Annotated in this window: 22 protein-coding genes; 20 read left to right on the forward strand and 2 right to left on the reverse strand. The window is 70.3% G+C overall.

The features are described from left to right. Positions 1-180 precede the first annotated feature (180 nt). From H7I41_RS13600 to H7I41_RS13640, 9 genes are all read left to right on the forward strand, one after another. Positions 181-1,182 (forward strand): Ppx/GppA family phosphatase, encoded by a 1,002-nt coding sequence (locus H7I41_RS13600; RefSeq protein WP_264013116.1) that lies wholly within the window; start codon positions 181-183, stop codon positions 1,180-1,182. Further along, entirely contained in the window at positions 1,179-2,243 is a 1,065-nt protein-coding gene (locus tag H7I41_RS13605; protein ID WP_264013117.1) for an Rv0497 family membrane protein, read from the forward strand. Before H7I41_RS13600 ends, H7I41_RS13605 begins: the two co-directional genes overlap by 4 nt. Before the next feature lie 7 nt (positions 2,244-2,250). Continuing rightward, complete coding sequence (locus tag H7I41_RS13610; RefSeq protein ID WP_264013118.1) at positions 2,251-3,096, forward strand: sugar phosphate isomerase/epimerase family protein; 846 nt, start codon at positions 2,251-2,253, stop codon at positions 3,094-3,096. Positions 3,097-3,125: 29 nt separating this feature from the next. Further along, complete coding sequence (locus H7I41_RS13615) at positions 3,126-4,004, forward strand: thioesterase family protein (protein ID WP_264013119.1); 879 nt, start codon at positions 3,126-3,128, stop codon at positions 4,002-4,004. Between the two features lie 53 nt (positions 4,005-4,057). Continuing rightward, positions 4,058-4,930, forward strand: coding sequence for a pyrroline-5-carboxylate reductase (gene proC, locus H7I41_RS13620; RefSeq protein WP_264013120.1), 873 nt, complete (start codon positions 4,058-4,060; stop codon positions 4,928-4,930). Positions 4,931-5,067: 137 nt separating this feature from the next. Beyond that, positions 5,068-5,325, forward strand: a complete 258-nt coding sequence (locus H7I41_RS13625; protein WP_264013154.1) for a helix-turn-helix domain-containing protein — start codon at positions 5,068-5,070, stop codon at positions 5,323-5,325. A 118-nt stretch (positions 5,326-5,443) separates the two neighbouring features. Then, positions 5,444-5,545, forward strand: a complete 102-nt coding sequence (locus H7I41_RS13630; RefSeq protein WP_003402602.1) for a 30S ribosomal protein bS22 — start codon at positions 5,444-5,446, stop codon at positions 5,543-5,545. 29 nt (positions 5,546-5,574) lie between these two features. Next, on the forward strand, positions 5,575-6,654 hold the full coding sequence (locus H7I41_RS13635; protein ID WP_264013121.1) for an SDR family oxidoreductase: 1,080 nt from the start codon (positions 5,575-5,577) through the stop codon (positions 6,652-6,654). 34 nt (positions 6,655-6,688) lie between these two features. Next, the gene (locus tag H7I41_RS13640) at positions 6,689-7,756 is read left to right on the forward strand and encodes a lysophospholipid acyltransferase family protein (RefSeq protein WP_308214620.1); all 1,068 of its coding nucleotides are present in this window, start codon (positions 6,689-6,691) and stop codon (positions 7,754-7,756) included. Positions 7,757-7,771: 15 nt separating this feature from the next. Here the strand turns inward: H7I41_RS13640 and H7I41_RS13645 are convergent, their stop codons facing one another. Together H7I41_RS13645 and H7I41_RS13650 are read right to left on the reverse strand one after the other, a co-directional pair. Next, positions 7,772-8,311, reverse strand: a complete 540-nt coding sequence (locus tag H7I41_RS13645) for an FAS1-like dehydratase domain-containing protein (protein WP_264013124.1) — start codon at positions 8,309-8,311, stop codon at positions 7,772-7,774. Positions 8,312-8,369: 58 nt separating this feature from the next. Then, entirely contained in the window at positions 8,370-9,266 is an 897-nt protein-coding gene (locus tag H7I41_RS13650; protein WP_264013125.1) for an HAD family hydrolase, read from the reverse strand. A 122-nt stretch (positions 9,267-9,388) separates the two neighbouring features. Here H7I41_RS13650 and H7I41_RS13655 point away from each other — a divergent pair, with 122 nt between their 5' ends. From H7I41_RS13655 to H7I41_RS13705, 11 genes are all read left to right on the forward strand, one after another. Then, a complete protein-coding gene (locus H7I41_RS13655) occupies positions 9,389-9,634 on the forward strand; it encodes a glutaredoxin family protein (RefSeq protein WP_264013126.1) in 246 nt (81 codons plus the stop codon). Between the two features lie 63 nt (positions 9,635-9,697). Further along, positions 9,698-11,068 carry a glutamyl-tRNA reductase gene (locus tag H7I41_RS13660; RefSeq protein WP_264013127.1) on the forward strand — a complete coding sequence of 457 codons (1,371 nt, stop codon included), beginning with the start codon at positions 9,698-9,700 and terminating at the stop codon, positions 11,066-11,068. A 30-nt stretch (positions 11,069-11,098) separates the two neighbouring features. Beyond that, positions 11,099-12,022 carry a hydroxymethylbilane synthase gene (gene hemC, locus H7I41_RS13665; protein WP_264013155.1) on the forward strand — a complete coding sequence of 308 codons (924 nt, stop codon included), beginning with the start codon at positions 11,099-11,101 and terminating at the stop codon, positions 12,020-12,022. A 25-nt stretch (positions 12,023-12,047) separates the two neighbouring features. Further along, positions 12,048-13,730: a bifunctional uroporphyrinogen-III C-methyltransferase/uroporphyrinogen-III synthase gene (locus H7I41_RS13670; protein WP_264013128.1), complete on the forward strand. Its 1,683-nt coding sequence runs from the start codon at positions 12,048-12,050 to the stop codon at positions 13,728-13,730. A gap of 2 nt (positions 13,731-13,732) precedes the next feature. Further along, complete coding sequence (hemB, locus tag H7I41_RS13675) at positions 13,733-14,713, forward strand: porphobilinogen synthase (RefSeq protein ID WP_264013129.1); 981 nt, start codon at positions 13,733-13,735, stop codon at positions 14,711-14,713. Beyond that, the gene (locus tag H7I41_RS13680; RefSeq protein WP_372503742.1) at positions 14,701-15,114 is read left to right on the forward strand and encodes a hypothetical protein; all 414 of its coding nucleotides are present in this window, start codon (positions 14,701-14,703) and stop codon (positions 15,112-15,114) included. The genes hemB and H7I41_RS13680 overlap by 13 nt, the downstream gene beginning before the upstream one ends. 18 nt (positions 15,115-15,132) lie before the next feature. Then, positions 15,133-15,582: a hypothetical protein gene (locus tag H7I41_RS13685; RefSeq protein WP_264013130.1), complete on the forward strand. Its 450-nt coding sequence runs from the start codon at positions 15,133-15,135 to the stop codon at positions 15,580-15,582. Next, positions 15,579-16,055, forward strand: coding sequence for a transport-regulating membrane protein Mce1N (mce1N, locus tag H7I41_RS13690; protein WP_264013131.1), 477 nt, complete (start codon positions 15,579-15,581; stop codon positions 16,053-16,055). The genes H7I41_RS13685 and mce1N overlap by 4 nt, the downstream gene beginning before the upstream one ends. After that, positions 16,052-16,288, forward strand: coding sequence for a hypothetical protein (locus tag H7I41_RS13695; RefSeq protein WP_264013132.1), 237 nt, complete (start codon positions 16,052-16,054; stop codon positions 16,286-16,288). Before mce1N ends, H7I41_RS13695 begins: the two co-directional genes overlap by 4 nt. A 63-nt stretch (positions 16,289-16,351) precedes the next feature. Next, positions 16,352-17,230, forward strand: a complete 879-nt coding sequence (locus H7I41_RS13700) for an oxygenase MpaB family protein (protein ID WP_264013133.1) — start codon at positions 16,352-16,354, stop codon at positions 17,228-17,230. Beyond that, positions 17,211-17,810 carry a TetR/AcrR family transcriptional regulator gene (locus tag H7I41_RS13705; RefSeq protein WP_264013134.1) on the forward strand — a complete coding sequence of 200 codons (600 nt, stop codon included), beginning with the start codon at positions 17,211-17,213 and terminating at the stop codon, positions 17,808-17,810. Before H7I41_RS13700 ends, H7I41_RS13705 begins: the two co-directional genes overlap by 20 nt. Positions 17,811-17,819: the final 9 nt, after the last annotated feature.

Consider the following 17,819-nt stretch of genomic DNA (forward strand, 5'->3'; position numbering starts at 1 on the left):
ACCGGTCATCCGGCATGAGGAATGCGAGCGCGTCGCCGCAGCGCGAAGATCACATCGATCATGCGTCGCAACGCCTTCCGGTCCGCCGCGGGGCACTCCCGCCACAGATGGCCGGAGGCACTTCACGGGCATTGCCGGAGTCCTCCCGGAAGTTCGCCCGGCACCCACTAGGTTGGGGGAGTGCGACTGGGCGTACTCGACGTGGGCAGCAACACGGTGCATCTGTTGGTGGTCGATGCCCGCCGTGGCGGTCACCCGACGCCGATGAGCTCGACGAAGGCGTCACTGCGGCTGGCCGAGGCCATCGACTCGTCCGGCAAACTGACCCGCAAGGGCGCCGACAAGCTCGTCGACACCATCGACGAGTTCGCCAAGATCGCCGCCAGTTCAGGGTGCGCGGAATTGATGGCCTTCGCGACGTCGGCCGTGCGTGACGCCACCAACTCCGAGGACCTGCTGGCCCGGGTGCTGGCCGAGACGGGCGTCTCCCTGCAGGTGCTCAGCGGGGTCGACGAGTCGCGGCTGACCTTCCTGGCCGTTCGCCGCTGGTACGGCTGGAGCGCCGGGCGGATCATCAACATCGACATCGGCGGGGGTTCGCTGGAGCTCTCCAACGGGGTCGACGAGGAGCCCGAGGCGGCGCTGTCGCTGCCGCTGGGCGCCGGTCGGCTGACGCGGGAATGGCTGCAGGACGACCCGCCGGGCCGGCGGAGGGTGGCGATGCTGCGCGACTGGCTGGCCACCGAACTGGCCGAGTCTGGCGCCGAACTGCTGAAGGCGGGCAGCCCGGACCTCGCCGTCGCCACCTCGAAGACGTTCCGGTCGCTGGCGCGGCTCACCGGCGCGGCGCCGTCGGGAGCCGGGCCGCGGGTGAAACGGACACTCACGGCCACCGGGTTGCGGCAGCTCATAGCTTTCATCTCTAGGATGACGACGGCCGACCGTGCCGAACTGGAAGGGGTGAGTGCCGACCGGGCGCCACAGATCGTGGCCGGAGCTCTGGTAGCCGAGGCGAGCATGCGCGCACTTTCGATCGACTCCGTGGACATCTGTCCATGGGCATTGCGGGAAGGCCTGATTCTGCGGAAACTCGACAGTGAGGCCGACGGCACCGCCCTGGTGGAAACGTCCGTGCGAGATGCGCGACGAGAGGTTCTCAGGCCCAAAGGCAGCACACGATGACAGGACCAGAAGACAACGCCGGCGGCACCCGGCCCATTTCGGTTGCCGAGTTGCTGGCGAAGAACGGAACGATCGGCGCCCCGCCCGTCGGCGGCCGGCGCAGGCGTCGGCGCGGCAACACCGACTCGGTGACCGTCGCCGAGCTGACCGGTGAGATCCCGATCATCTCCGACCGCGACGTCTCCCACGACGACGCCCGCGACGTCTCCCACGACGACGTCCGCGATGACGTCCGCCATGAGGACGCGCCCGTCGACACCGACGGCGGCAACGACGTCACCGGCAGGCTCCCCACCAACGGCACAGTGGAACTGGCGCCGGAACCGGAGGCCGAACCGGAGACGCCGGTCGATGACGACGACGATCCCGAGGCCGACTACACGGCTCATTTGGGCAGCCGGGACGCCGACCCCGATCCGGTGGACTTCCAGCCGCCGCGCAAGCCGCACTACGCGCACGCATTGCGCCGCCAGCCGTCCACGGCTGCCGCGGGCGCCGAGGACATGAGCCCTGACCCCGCGGTGCTCGACCTGGACGCCACCTACGGCGAGGCCTACGGCGACGACGCCCTCGACGCCCCGCTCGACCTCGCGGACCCGGCGGAGGCCGACTACGCCGGCTACTCCGGCACCGCGGACACCGACGACGACGAGCCGTCCTACATGCGCGGTTCCCAGAACCCGCTGTTCGGCGGTCAGACCGTCGCCGACGACCTGGCCCGCGGGCGCGGCGCACCTGACGTCGACGACCTCGACCTGGACCTGCACGGCCCGGTGCGCGAGACGCCGGACACCCCGATGGCGGCGTTCATCCGCGGTGCCTGGATCGTCGGGCAGTGCATCCTCGCGGTGGTCTTCGGCGCCGGCCTCTTCGTCGCCTTCGACCAGCTCTGGAAATGGAACAACATCGTCGCGCTGGTGCTGTCCGTGCTGGTGATCCTCGGCCTCGTCGTCGGGGTGCGGGTGGTGCGCAAGACCGAGGACATCGGCAGCACGCTGATCGCCGTCGCGGTCGGGGCGTTGGTCACGCTGGGGCCCCTGGCGCTGCTGCAGTCCGGCTAGCCGGCCAGTGCGTCCCGCCATCAAGGTCGGTCTGTCGACGGCCTCGGTCTACCCGCTGAGGACCGAGGCGGCGTTCGAGTACGCGGCGCGCCTCGGCTACGACGGTGTCGAGCTGATGGTCTGGGCCGAGGCGGTCAGCCAGGACATCGACGCCGTCGGCGAGCTGTCCGAGCGGTACGGCGTCCCGGTGCTGTCGGTGCACACGCCGTGCCTGCTCATCTCCCAGCGGGTCTGGGGCGCCGACCCGGTGGCCAAGCTCGAACGCAGCGTGCGTGCCGCCGAGCAGCTCGGCGCGCAGACCGTCGTCGTGCATCCGCCGTTCCGCTGGCAGCGCCGCTACGCGCAGGGCTTCACCCAGCAGGTCGCCGACCTGGAGGCCGGCAGCGACGTCCTCGTCGCGGTGGAGAACATGTTCCCGTTCCGGGCCGACCGGTTCTTCGGTGCGGGCCCCACGTCGATCGAGCGGATGCGCAAGCGCGGCGGCAGGCCAGGCCCCGGGATCTCGGCGTTCGCGCCCTCCTACGACCCGCTGGACGGCAACCACGCCCACTACACGCTCGACCTCAGCCACACCGCGACCGCTGGCACCGACGCCGTCGACATGGCGCAGCGGATGGGCGACGGCCTGGTGCACCTGCACCTGTGCGACGGCAGCGGCGCATCGGTCGACGAACACCTCGTCCCCGGCCGCGGCACCCAGCCCGCGGTCGAGGTGTGCGAGACGCTGGCCAACGGCGATTTCAGCGGACACGTGATCCTGGAGGTCACCACGTCCGGGGCGCGCAACGCGACCGAACGCGAGGCGCTGCTGCGCGAGTCGCTGCAGTTCGCCCGCACCCATCTGCTGCGCTGACCACGCGCCGACACCCGGAGGATTCCACCGTGCCCGGATCGACCTCGTTCACCGATGCCATGACGCTGACCACGGTCGAGCAGGACGACCGCACCGGCCTGTACGACGGTGAGCTGAACGAGCACTGGACGATCGGGCCCAAGGTGCACGGCGGCGCGATGCTCGCGCTGTGCGCCAAGGCGGCGCGAATCGCCTGTGGGTCCGGCGGGCAGGAGCGAAGCGACTCGGGGATAGAACACCGTGCCGGAGAAGACGGCGGCTTCCAGCCGATCGCCGTCTCCGCCAATTACATGTGGGCGCCCGATCCCGGGCCGATGCGGGTGCGCACCTCGATCCGCAAGCGCGGCCGCCGGGTCAGCCTCGTCGACGTCGAGCTCACCCAGGGCGACCGCACCGCGGTCACCGTCGCGGTCACACTGGCCGACGCCGAGCACCACGTTCCGCCACTGCTCAGCTTCAACCCGGTGGTGCCGCTGATGACGCCGGAGCCGCCGCCCGGGCTGGAGCCGATCGGCCCCGGCCATCCGATGGCCGACATCGTGCACCTCGCGCACGGCTGCGACATCCGGCCCGCCCTGCACACGCTCGGGCCGCGGTCGGACGGCGGGCCGCCGGTGTTCGAGTACTGGGTGCGGCCGAAGGACAGCGCGCCCGACGTGCTCTTCGCGCTGCTGTGCGGCGACGTCTCGGCGCCGGTGACATTCGCCGTCGACCGCAGCGGCTGGGCGCCCACGGTGCAGCTGACGGCCTACCTGCGTGGCCTGCCCGCCGACGGCTGGCTGCGGGTCATGTGCACGGCCGTGCAGATCGGCCAGGACTGGTTCGACGAGGACCACATCGTCGTCGACGTGGAGGGCCGCATCATCGTCCAGACCCGCCAGCTGGCCATGGTGCCGCCGCCCGCCTGACGCCGTAGGCGTCGATCGACGAGTCCGCGCTGCGGCATGGAATGCTGTGGCCCATGTCGAGGATCGCGATCATCGGTGGCGGCAGCATGGGCGAGGCGCTGCTGTCCGGACTGCTGCGGGCGGGTCGTCAGGTCAAGGACCTGGTGGTCGCCGAGAAGTATCCGGACCGGGCGAAATTCCTCGCCGACAAGTACTCGGTGTTCGTCACCTCGGTCGCCGACGCCGCGGAGAACGCGAACTTCGTGATCGTCGCGGTGAAGCCCGCCGACGTGGAGAACGTCATCGACGACATCGCCCAGGCCGCCGCACACGCCGAGACCGACACCGCAGAGCAGGTCTTCGTCACCGTCGCGGCCGGCGTCACCACGGGCTTCTACGAGAACCGGCTGCCCGCGGGCGCGCCGGTGATCCGCGCGATGCCCAACGCCCCCGTCGTCGTGGGCGGCGGGGTCAGTGCGCTGGCGCCGGGCCGCTTCGCCACCCCGGCGCACCTGAAGGAGGTGTCGGCGATCTTCGACGCCGTGGGCGGCGTGCTGACCGTCCCGGAGAGCCAGCTCGACGCGGTGACCGCGGTGTCGGGCTCGGGTCCGGCGTACTTCTTCCTGATGGTCGAGGCCCTCATCGACGCAGGGGTCGCCGCCGGCCTCAGCCGCTCGGTGGCCACCGATCTGGTGGTGCAGACGATGGCCGGATCGGCCGCGATGCTGCTCGAGCGGCTCGACGAGGCGCAGCCGTCCGGGGAGGCGGCGATGGGCACCACGATGGACACCACCGCCGCGCAGCTGCGTGCCACGGTTACCTCGCCTGCGGGCACTACCGCCGCTGGGCTGCGGGAACTCGAACGCGGCGGTTTGCGGGCAGCGGTGGCCAACGCGGTCGAGGCCGCGAAAACACGCTCTGAGCAGCTAGGAATTACATCTTCGTAGTTCGGCGATTTGAAATTGATTAGCCCACACCCGTCGCAGTAACCCCACCCGCCACGCTATTCTCCTCGTGTATGCACGGGTCGGTGCCAGCGGTGGGGAAGCCGCTGGGACTGCCCGGCCTGATGGATTGGGTTGCGATGACGTCTATGAACGGGCCATCGGCACGGGATTCGGCTGGCGGGAAGCGGGACGGCGGAGGTTCCGACGGTCAACCGCCACGAGCCCAATTCCTCACCGTCGCCGAAGTGGCGAGCCTGATGAGGGTGAGCAAGATGACGGTGTACCGGCTGGTGCACAACGGAGAGCTGCCCGCAGTGCGCGTCGGCCGCTCGTTCCGGGTGCATGCCAAGGCCGTTCACGACATGCTGGAGAGCTCGTACTTCGACGCAGGCTGATCGGCTCTTCGCGCTGAAGCCGGCGCAGGGACGGGCGTTTTCCCTTCACAGGGGCCGCCCGGGTAAAGTATGCCGGTCGAGTCAACGCGGCTCGGGGAGACTTTAGGTAGCGGAGTACATGGGTTCAGTCATCAAGAAGCGCCGTAAGCGTATGTCGAAGAAGAAGCACCGCAAGCTGCTTCGTCGCACTCGGGTGCAGCGCAGAAAACTCGGCAAGTAGCTTTCAGCTTCCGCCTATAGGCTGGCCGGATGGAGAGTTCTGGCGACTCCGCCTCGGGCGATGCGGTGCACTACCCGAAGGTCGTGCTGGTCACCGGGGCCTGCCGGTTCCTCGGCGGTTATCTGACCGCCCGGCTCGCGCAGAATCCGTTGATCAACCACGTCATCGCGGTGGACGCGATCGCGCCGAGCAAGGACCTGCTGCGCCGGATGGGCCGCGCCGAGTTCGTGCGCGCCGACATCCGGAACCCGTTCATCGCGAAGGTGATCCGCAACGGCGACGTGGACACCGTGGTGCACGCCGCGGCGGCGTCCTACGCGCCCCGCTCGGGCGGCCGGGCGACGCTCAAGGAACTCAACGTGATGGGCGCGATCCAGCTGTTCGCCGCCTGCCAGAAGGCGCCGTCGGTGCGCCGCGTGGTGCTGAAGTCGACGTCGGAGGTGTACGGGTCGACCTCGCGCGATCCGGTGATGTTCACCGAGGACAGCAGCGCCCGCCGGCCACCCGGCGAGGGGTTCGCCCGCGACAGCATGGACATCGAGGGCTATGCGCGCGGCCTGGCCCGCCGCAGGTCGGACATCGCCGTGACCATCCTGCGGCTGGCCAACATGATCGGGCCCGCGATGGACACCGCGCTGTCGCGCTACATCAGCGCACCGGTGGTGCCGACGGTCGTCGGTCACGACCCGCGGTTGCAGCTGCTGCACGAGCAGGATGCGCTCGGCGTGCTCGAGCGGGCCACCATGGCCGGCCGGGCCGGCACGTTCAACGTGGGCGCCGACGGCATCATCATGATGAGCCAGGCGCTCCGGCGGGCCGGCCGGGTCCCGCTGCCGGTGCCCCGTTCGGCCCTCTGGGCAGTGGATTCGCTGCGGCGCGCGACTCGGTACACTGAACTCGATCGTGAGCAGCTCAACTACCTGAGCTACGGCCGGGTGATGGACACCGCGCGCATGCGCAAGGATCTCGGTTATAGCCCAAAGTGGTCGACCGTGGAAGCTTTTGACGATTACGTCCGCGGTCGAGGTTTGACGCCGATCATCGACCCGCGGTGGGTACGCTCAATGGAGAGTCGCGCCGTATCTGCGGCACAGCGCTGGGGAAGATAGACACTCAAGAAATCGGGTGGGAAGAGGTACCGACGTGCCGGGCGAGCCAAAAGCCAAAGTCATTCCGTTACATGGAAGTTCGGGCCGCGCGGCGGCCTCGCGGCGCGCCGCGCAACGCACCGAGAGTGCCCGCAGACATCCCTCGCTGATGGCCGACCCCGGCGGTCGGGCGTCGGCCGAGCAGATCGCCGCGGTGGTCCGTGAGATCGACCAGCGGCGCGGCGGTCCGGTCGGCTCCGGCCCTGTCGAGGAGACCCCCACCGAACTCGCCAAGCGCATCGCCGCGGCCGCCGAGTTCGTCCGCAAGCGGATGTCGGGCGACTACGTCGTCGACGAGTTCGGGTTCGACAAACACCTCAACGACGCAATCTTTCTGCCTTTGCTGCGGGGGCTCTTCAAGTCGTGGTTCCGGGTCGAGGTCAGCGGCATCGAGAACCTGCCGGAGACCGGTGCGGCGCTCGTCGTGGCCAACCACGCCGGCGTGCTGCCGTTCGACGGCCTGATGACGTCGGTCGCCGTGCACGACGAGCACCCGGCGCACCGGGACCTGCGACTCCTGGCCGCCGACATGGTGTTCGACCTGCCGGGGGTGGGTCAGGCCGCCCGCAAGGCCGGCCACACCATGGCCTGCACGTCCGACGCGCACCGGCTGCTGGCCGCCGGCGAGCTCACCGCGGTGTTCCCCGAGGGTTACAAGGGCCTCGGCAAACACTTCAAGGACCGGTACAAGCTGCAGCGCTTCGGCCGGGGCGGGTTCGTGTCGGCGGCGCTGCGGACCAAGGCCCCCATCGTGCCCTGCTCGATCGTCGGGTCCGAGGAGATCTATCCGATGATCGCCGACGTCAAGCTGCTCGCCCGGCTGCTCGGGCTGCCGTACTTCCCGATCACGCCGCTGTTCCCGCTCGCGGGACCGCTCGGCCTGGTGCCTCTGCCGTCGAAGTGGCACATCGAGTTCGGCGAACCGATCGAGACCGCGGGTTACGACGAGTCGGCCGCCGACGATCCGATGGTCACCTTCGAATTGACCGATCAGGTGCGCGAGACCATTCAGCAGACGCTCTACCAGCTGCTGGCTGGTCGCAGGAACATGTTCCTGGGCTGAGTCGCCGGGCCGGGCCTATGCGCCGGTGGATCTTTGCCCAGCAACCATTTTGGCGATGGCTTCGTCGCGTCGCGCCTTGATGGTCGCCGACACCTCGTCGGCCTCGCCCTCGTGGGCGGCCTCGCCGATCACGGTCACCACACTGGTGAGCACCGGCTCACCGTGCTCGTCGCTCACCTCGCCGCGGACCTCGGTGACGACGGTGCCGTGCGCCTCGATCACCGAGTCGAGGTAGGAGTCGAAGAACAGCTTGTCGCCGTCGACGATGGGGCGGTGGTAGGTGATCTTCTGGTCGCGGTGCAGCACCCGCTCCATGTTGATCGGCACGTCGAACTGGTTGAAGATCTCCGCCTGCACCTTGCGGCCGGCCACCGCCAGGAAGGTCAGCGACGCGATGAGGCCGTCGCAGCCGCTCTCCTTGGCTGCCTCCTCGCTGTGGTGGGCGGGGTGCTCGTCCTTGACCGCGCGCGCGAATTCACGGATCTTCTCCCGGCTGACCTCGAAGTAGTCGGGATACCGGTAATGCGTGCCGATGATGTCTTCAGCGATTGCCATGACTGCGCTTGCTCCCCACTAGACCGTCCTGCGGTGGCCTGTTCAGCGCGCGAGCCTATCAGCGCAGGTGCCAGCGACTCTCCTGGCGGCGGGACACGACGGCGGCCAGCGCACCGCCCAGCGCGCCGAGGGCGACGGCCGACGGCACGCCCACCTTGGCGGCCTTGCGTGCGGTGCGGAAGTCGCGGATCTCCCAGCCCCGCTCCCGCGCGACGCTGCGCAGCGCGGCGTCCGGGTTGATCGCGACGGCGGTTCCCACCAGCGACAGCATCGGCACGTCGTTGAAGCTGTCGGAGTAGGCGGTGCACCGCCGCAGGTTCAGGCCCTCGCGGATGGCCAGCGACCGCACCGCGTGCGCCTTGCCGCTGCCGTGCAGGATGTCGCCGACCAGCCGGCCGGTGAACACCCCGTCGACCGATTCGGCGACGGTGCCCAGCGCGCCGGTCAGGCCGAGCTTCCTGGCGATGGTGGCGGCCAGCTCGTACGGCGTCGCGGTCACCAGCCACACCTGCTGGCCCGCGTCGAGGTGCATCTGCGTCAGCGCGCGGGTGCCCGGCCAGATCTTGTCGGCGATGATCTCGTCGTAGATCTCCTCGCCGACGGCCGCCAGCTCGGCTGTCGAGCGGCCCTCGATGAACGACAGCGCCTTGGTCCGGCCTGCGGCCACGTCCTCGCTGTTCTCCCTGCCGGTGAGCTGGAACTTCGCCTGGGCGTAGACGAAACCCAGGACATCGCCGTAGGTGAAGTACTTGCGGGCGGCCAGCCCACGCGCGAAGTGCACCAGCGACGACCCGTGCACGAGGGTGTTGTCGACGTCGAAGAACGCCGCCGCGGTCAGGTCCGGCGGCGGGGCGGGCGCTGTCGACGGGGCTTCGGCCTCCAGGTGGGTGACGGCGGCCTCCGCGCTCGCGTCACCGGCGATCTGCTGGCGTGCGGCCTCCGCGGAATCGGACACGGATTCACCCTAGGTCACCGGCACCGCATACTTGCGGGGTGCATCGGCGGGTTGAAGGAGCGACGGGGGTACCTCCCGGCCGAAGGCCAGGGGGCCGACCCGGGGATTTACACCGGCGGGCTGTGACGTTGCTGACGCGGGAGGGCTGTCCGCTGTGCGCGCAGGCGGCGGAACGGCTCGATGCGCTGGCCGGCGAGCTGGGATTCGCGCTGTCGGTGGTCGACGTCGACGCCGCCGCTGCGGCCGGGGACGCCGCCCTGCGTGCCGAGTTCGGCGACCGGCTGCCCGTGGTGCTGCTCGACGGCGTCGAACACAGCTACGGCGAGGTCGACGAGGAGCGGCTGGCCGACGACCTGCAGAGGTGTTGACCCCGTCACTAATTTGGTGACCTGACCACCTGACGATTAACGTGGTTATGTGGTGATGAGGCCATGAGTGTGCTGCTCTTCGGGGTTTCGCACCGCAGCGCGCCGGTGTCGGTGCTCGAACAGTTGAGCACCGATGAATCGGATCAGGCGAAGATCGTCGACCAGGTGCTCCAGTCGCCGCTCGTGACAGAGGCGATGGTGCTGTCCACCTGCAATCGTGTCGAGGTCTACGCCGTGGTCGAGGCCTTCCACGGTGGCCTCTCGGTGATCGGGCAGGTGCTGTCGGAGCACTGCGGCATGTCGCTCAACGATCTGACCCGGTACGCCTATGTGCGGTACGCCGAAGCCGCCGTCGAGCATCTGTTCGCGGTGGCCAGCGGTCTGGACTCGGCTGTGATCGGCGAGCAGCAGGTGCTCGGCCAGGTCCGGCGCGCGTACGCCGCGGCGGAGGCCAACCAGACCGTCGGCCGCACCCTGCACGAACTGTCGCAGCGCGCGCTGGCTGTCGGTAAGCGGGTGCACTCCGAGACCGGGATCGATGCCGCAGGCGCGTCGGTCGTCTCGGTCGCGCTGGGAATGGCCCAGAACAAGCTCGGGACGCTCGCGGGCCGCACCGCCGTGGTGGTCGGCGCCGGATCGATGGGCGCCCTGTCCGCGAAGCACCTGATCCGCGCCGGTGTGGGCTACGTGCACGTGGTCAACCGGTCGCTGCCAAGGGCCCGCCGGCTGGCGGAGGTGCTGACCCGGCACGGCTTCGCGGCCGACGCGGTGGCCCTCGACGACATCGCCACCGTGCTGGCCGACGCCGACGTGGTGATCACGTCGACCGGCGCTGTGCGTCCGGTCGTGTCGCTGGCCGATGCCCACCGCGGACTGACCGGCCGGCCGGAACAGCGCCCCCTGGTGATCTGCGACCTGGGCATGCCCCGCGACGTCGACCCGGCGATCGCCGGCCTGCCCGGCGTCTACGTCATCGACATGGACCGCATCCAGCGCGAGCCCTCGGCGCGCGCCGCGGCCTCCGACGCCGACGCCGCCCGCGCGATCGTCGCCGCCGAGGTGTCGGCCTACCTGACCGGCCAGCGGATGGCCGAGGTCACCCCCACCGTCACGGCGCTGCGCCAGCGTGCCGCCGACGTGGTGGAGGCCGAACTGCTGCGCCTGGACAACCGGCTGCCCGGCCTGGAGGCCGCGCACCGCGACGAGGTGGCCAAGACCGTGCGGCGGGTGGTCGACAAGCTGCTTCACGCGCCGACGGTGCGGGTCAAACAGCTGGCCAGCGCGCCGGGCGGGGACAGCTACGCCGAGGCGCTGCGGGAGCTGTTCGAGCTCGACCCCCAGGCGGTCGACGCCGTGGCGGCAGGCGAACTGCCGCTGGTGGCCGGGGGCGACGCGATGAGCGCCACGGCACTCGACTTCGACAAGTCCGAGTAGCGCTTGACGCCTTCACAGGATCCCGGGCCCATCCGGATCGGCACCCGCGGCAGTCTCCTTGCGACCACCCAAGCCGGCTCCATCCGGGACGCGCTGGTGCAGCGCGGGCACCGGGCCGAGCTGGTCATCATCTCCACCGACGGCGACCGGTCGTCTGCACCGATCGCGGAGATCGGCGTGGGCGTCTTCACCGCGGCGCTGCGCGACGCGATCGCCGACGGCCGCGTCGACATGGCCGTGCATTCCTACAAAGATTTGCCGACCGCGCAGGACGAGCGGTTCGTCATCGCGGCGACACCGCGGCGCGAGGACCCAAGGGACGCCCTGGTGGCCCGTGACGGGATGGTGCTGGGGGAGTTGCCCGTCGGCTCGGTGATCGGCACGTCGAGCCCGCGGCGGGCGGCGCAGCTTAGAGCACTGGGTCTCGGTTTGGAAATCCGCCCCCTAAGAGGCAACCTAGATACCAGGTTGAACAGGGTTACAGGCGGTGATCTCGACGGCGTCGTCGTCGCCCGGGCGGGACTGGCTCGCATCGGACGATTGGGCGATGTCACCGAGACCCTCGAGCCGGTGCAGATGTTGCCGGCGCCGGCTCAGGGGGCGCTCGCGGTGGAATGCCGCGCAGCGGATTCCGGGCTGGCGGCGCTGTTGGCGGAGCTCGACGACGCCGACACGCGTGCTGCGGTCACCGCCGAACGGACTCTGCTCGCCGAACTGGAGGCGGGCTGTTCCGCACCGGTGGGCGCGATCGCGGAAGTGGTCGAGTCCATCGATGAGGAGGGCCACATCTTCGAAGAGCTGTCGCTGCGCGGTTGTGTGGCGACGCTGGACGGATCCGACGTGATCCGTGCGTCCGGCATCGGAACTCCGGGTCGGGCCAGGGACCTGGGCGTCTCCGTGGCCTCGGAGCTGTTCGAACTGGGCGCGCGCGAGCTCATGGCGGATCTCAACTGAAGCTGTAGAGCGGAGTGAGCGACAGATGACTCGGCAAGTGGGCGTACGAGGCCGTAAGACGAAGCCCGGCCGCATCACGTTCGTGGGCTCAGGCCCGGGGGACCCCGGCCTGCTCACCTCGCGGGCGCAGACCGTGCTCGCCAACGCCGCACTGGTCTTCACCGACCCGGACGTGCCCGGTGCGGTGCTGGCGCTGGTCGGCACCGCGCTGCCGCCGCCGGCGGGACCGGCACCGGCCGAGGCGCCCGCGCCCACCGACCCGGACTCCAGCGTGGGCACGGAAACGCCTGCTGCGCAGACGATCCCGGGCGGTCCGGAGGTGCGTCCCGCGCTCGGCGATCCGGCCGAGGTGGCCAAGACGCTGGTCGCCGAGGCGCGTCACGGCGCCGACGTGGTCCGGCTGGTCTCCGGTGACCCGCTGTCGGTGGACTCCGTCATCACCGAGATCAACACGCTGGCCAAGAGCCACCTGGACTTCGAGGTGGTGCCCGGACTGCCGGACACCACCGCCGTTCCGAGCTACGCCGGGCTGCCGCTGGGCTCCACCCACACCGTCGCCGACGTGCGCGGGGACGTGGACTGGGCCGCGCTGGCCGCCGCACCCGGACCGCTGATCCTGCACGCCACCGCGTCGCACCTGCCTGACGCGGCCCGCACGCTGATCGAGTACGGCCTGGCCGACGCGACGCCCGCTGTCGTGACCGCCAACGGCACCACCTGCCAGCAGCGCTCGGTGGAGTCGACCCTGAGCGGCCTGATCGACAAGGCGGTGCTGACCGCACCCGACGCCAGCGGCGCGCTGTCCCCGCTGACCGGGCCGCTGGTGGTGACCATCGGCAAGACAGTCGCGCACCGCGCCAGGCTGAACTGGTGGGAGAGCCGCGCGCTGTACGGCTGGACCGTGCTCGTCCCGCGCACCAAGGACCAGGCCGGCGAGATGAGCGACAAGCTGGTCGGCCACGGCGCACTGCCGATCGAGGTGCCCACCATCGCCGTCGAGCCGCCGCGCAGTCCCGCGCAGATGGAACGCGCGGTCAAGGGTCTGGTGGACGGCCGGTTCCAGTGGGTGGTGTTCACCTCCACCAACGCCGTGCGTGCGGTGTGGGAGAAGTTCAACGAGTTCGGCCTCGACGCCCGGGCGTTCTCCGGCGTCAAGATCGCCTGCGTCGGACAGGCCACCGCGGACAAGGTGCGCGCGTTCGGCATCAACCCCGAGCTGGTGCCGACCGGCGAGCAGTCCTCCCTCGGCCTGCTCGACGACTTCCCGCCGTATGACGAGATCTTCGACCCGGTGAACCGGGTGCTGCTGCCGCGCGCGGACATCGCCACCGAGACGCTGGCCGAGGGCCTGCGCGAGCGCGGCTGGGAGATCGAGGACGTCACCGCGTACCGGACGGTGCGTGCCGCACCGCCGCCGGCGCACACCCGCGAGATGATCAAGACCGGCGGCTTCGACGCGGTCTGCTTCACCTCGAGCTCGACGGTGCGCAACCTGGTCGGCATCGCAGGCAAGCCGCACGCCCGCACCATCGTCGCGTGCATCGGGCCCAAGACCGCGGAGACCGCGGCGGAATTCGGACTGCGCGTCGATGTGCAGCCCGAGATCGCCGCGGTGGGTCCGCTGGTCGACGCGCTCGCCGAGCATGCGGCGCGGCTGCGTGCCGAGGGCGCGCTGCCCCCGCCGCGTAAGAAGAGCCGCCGGCGGTAGCGGTGGCCTTCCCCCGGCACCGGCCGAGGAGGTTGCGCTCGACGCCGGCCATGCGCCGGCTGGTGGCGCAGACGTCCCTGGAGCCACGGCACCTGGTGTTGCCGATGTTCGTCGCCGACGGCATCGATGAGCCGCGTCCCATCTCCTCCATGCCGGGCGTCTTCCAGCACACCAGGGACTCGCTGCGGCGGGCGGCCGCGGACGCGGTGGCGGCCGGGGTGGGTGGCCTGATGCTGTTCGGGGTGCCCCGCGACGAGGACAAGGACCCGCTGGGCTCGGCCGGGTCGGCGCCCGACGGCGTGCTCAACGCCGCGCTGCGGGACCTGGCCACCGACCTCGGTGAGCAGACCGTGCTGATGGCCGACACCTGCCTCGACGAGTTCACCGATCACGGGCACTGCGGGGTGGTCGACGAACGCGGCAGGGTGGACAACGACCTGACCAATGAGCGATACGTGAAACTTGCTGTGGCGCAGGCGGATGCGGGCGCCCACGTCGTCGGCCCGAGCGGCATGATGGACGGTCAGGTGGCCGCCATCCGCGACGGACTCGACGCCGCCGGGCACACCGACACCGCCATCCTGGCCTACGCCGCCAAGTTCGCGTCCGGCTTCTACGGCCCGTTCCGCGAGGCCGTGGCATCCAGCCTGCAGGGCGACCGGCGCACGTACCAGCAGGAGCCCGGCAACGCCAGGGAGGCGCTGCACGAGGTGCGACTCGACATCGACGAGGGCGCCGACATCGTGATGGTCAAGCCGGCGATGAGCTATCTCGACGTGGTGCGGGCCGCCGCCGACATCTCGCCGGTACCGGTGGCGGCCTATCAGGTGTCCGGTGAGTACGCGATGATCTGCGCCGCCGCGGCCAACGGCTGGATCGACGAACGCACCGTCGCGCTGGAGACGCTCACCGGGATCAGGCGCGCCGGCGCCGACCTCGTCCTCACGTACTGGGCGGCCGACGTGGCCGGCTGGCTGGCGTGACGGAGACGACCGACCGGCCGCCTGACGTCGACACCGGATTCTGGCTGTGGATGGTCGCGCTGCCGCTGATGGTGATCGGCTACGTGGTGGACGTCGTGGTGTCGCCGGTGGGCCCGGCGGTGCTGCGGTACGCCTCGGCGGGCCTGGTGGCGGTGGTGCTGTCCGCGGTGGTGGTGACGTTCCTGATCCTGATGCGCTCCGGCTACCGCTGGGCGCGCACGCTGCTGACCGGTGGCGCCGTGGCCTCGGTGGTGTACGCCGCGGCGAACCTGTTCACCACCGAACGGGAGACCCCCGCGGCGTTGCTGTACGCCGTCGCCACCATCGTCGGGTCGGTGCTGATCGGCGGCGGGATCTTCCTCCTGCACCGCAAGGACGCCCACGGCTGGTTCACCCGGTGAACCGTTAGGCTGGCCCGGATGTCGGCACCGCAGCAGCCCCTGAGCAGACCACGCATCGTCGACGTGGCGTTCTGGCTGCTCGCCGTCGGCGCGGTCGTCCTCATCGGCGGTGGCATGCTGGCGGCCACGGTGAGCTTCGACGCGGCCCGCGGCGCGATCGACTCGGCCGTCTCGGACGAGCAGGTCCGCCAGTACCTCCTGCTCTACCGCGGGATGGGGATCGGGTCGGTGCTCAGCGGCGTCGGGCTGGCCTTCCTGGCCGGTCGGACCCGGGGCGGCGATGCGCGGTTCCGTCGCGCCACCATCGGTCTCGGGTTGGCGGTCACGGTGCTCCTCGCGATCCTGGCCTTCGTGTTCGCCATCGCTCAACCGGTCACCCTGGCGGCGGTCCTGCCGATCGTGGCCGGAGTGATCCTGTTGACCCGCCCGGCTTCGTCGGCCTGGTACACCGCGAAGGACCCAACGTGAGCGACAACGCCGCGCCCGTGCAGGTGCTGTTCCGCGAACCCGGAGCCAGCTGGTGGTGGCTGCTCGCCGGTCCCGTGGCCGGGGTGACGATGGCCATGATCCAGCTGTCGGCGGGCTACGGGATGCAACCCCTGGTGCCCGGGATGTTCCTCGTGCTCGTGACCGGCTTCCTCGCCATCCAGGTGAAGGCCGCGCGTATCCACACCTCGGTCGAATTGACGCCGTTGACCCTGCGGCAGGGCGCCGAGACCATCCAGATCGTCGACATCGTGCGGATCTTCCCACCCGCGGAGGGCAGGGAGATCCTGCCGTGGCAGTCCTCGCGCGCGCTCGGCGAACTCACCGGGGTGCCGCGGGGCCGCACCGGTATCGGCCTCAAGCTCAGCGGCGGCCGCCATGCCCAGGCGTGGGCGCGACGGCACGCCGATCTGCGTGCGGCGCTGACCGGTCTGGTCGGCGAGCAGGCGGCGTGAGGGCGCGCCTGCGGGCGACGGTCGAGCTGGTGCTGGCCGGTGTCGCCGCCGTCGGATGTGTGCTGAGCTGGCTCTCGGCCCGCTCGACGGTGGTGGTGGCTCCCGTCGTCGCGGGCGAGCCGGCGACCTCCCAGCCGGTGTACTCGGCCCCGGCGCTGGTGCTGGCGCTGCTGCTGGCGACCGTGGCCGGCGTGCTGGCGGTGCTCGCCGTCGCGCGGATGCGGCGCCGCTGACCTCGGGTGAGCCCCGTCACAGCGCTGTTGGTACAAAGTGCAAAATCTGTAACACTGTTCCTCATGACCGAGCTGGCCGAGAACGACGCCGCGAACGACACGCTCCCCGACGCGCTCCCACTGGGGCCGCAGTCGCTGGTGTGGCGGTACTTCGGCGACAACCGGATGTACCTGATCGGGCCGCGGCCCGCCGTGCTGCAGAACATGCTCGCCGAACTCGGCCAGGGCGTGCTCGACCATTCGGTGTTCTTCGACGACACCGCCGCGCGGGTGAAGCGGTCGCTGCCGCCGATCTTCATGACGGTGTACGGCGCCGACGACGCCAACGAGGGCTTCAACGTGCGCGACTTCCACCACGACATCAAGGGCGAGATGCCCGACGGCCGCAGGTACCACGCGCTGGACCCTGAGACGTACTTCTGGGCACATGCCACGTTCCTCGAGCAGGTGCTGTACTTCGCCGACACCTTCGTCAAGAAGTTGTCGCAGGCCGAGAAGGAACAGATCTACGCCGAGTCCAAGACCTGGTACCGCCGCTACGGCGTGAGTGACCGGCCCATGCCCGCCGACTACGCCGAGTTCGAGCGCTACTGGCAGCGGATGCTCGACGAGACCGTCGTCGCGCACAAGACGGCCCAATACGGCGTCGGCTACGTCACCAAGGGGTTCCCCTGCCCCAAGGGCGTTCATCCGGCCGTGTGGCGGGTGGTGTCGGTAGCGTTCGATCCGCTCGCGGCCTTCCTGACGACCGGTGGTCTGCCGCCGCAGGCACGCCGGCTGCTCGGGCTGCCGTGGTCGGACCGACAGGAGCGCCGGTATCAGCGCTTCGCCGCGCTGTGGCGGTCACGGCCGGTCAACTGGCTGTGGGACCGGCTGCCGATGTCGGTGCGCTACAACAAGTACGCACAACAGGGCTACTCCCGTGCCGGCGCAGGCGCCTGACCCGGCCACCGAGGCCGTCCTCGACGCGGCCGTCGCCGAGTTCGAGCAGCACGGCTTCCGCCGGGTCGCCCTCGACGACGTGGCCCGCCGCGCAGGGGTCAGCCGCACCACCATCTACCGGCGGTTCGCCAATCGCGACGAACTGGTGGCCGCGGTCGTCGAGCGGGAGAATCTCGCGCTGTTCGCCGACATCGCCGCCGAACTCGCCCGGTCGGGCCCCCAGGCGAACTATTACGTCGAGGCGTTCGTGCTGTCGATCCAGCGCTTCCGTACCCACCGGGTGCTGCAACGGATGATGACCGACGAACCCGGCTTCGTGATGGCGCTGGCACATCAGCACTGGGCCGCCGCGATCGAGCGGATGGCCGAGGCGCTGCGGGTGATCTTCCCGGCGGGGTTCGCCGACCGGATCGGGCCGCAGGCCGTCAACGAGTTGGCCGACACGATCCTGCGCTACGCCGCCATGGTGCTGCTGCTGCCGGGCGCCGCACCGCTCGACACCGACGACGATCTGCGCGCATTCGCCACTCGGCACTTCCTGCCCAGCCTGCCCGCCGCGCTGCGAGCCGTTCCCGCCTGACCAGCTTCC

This window comes from [Mycobacterium] manitobense, assembly GCF_025821665.1.
In the GTDB taxonomy this organism is placed as follows: Bacteria; Actinomycetota; Actinomycetes; order Mycobacteriales; family Mycobacteriaceae; genus Mycobacterium; species Mycobacterium arseniciresistens.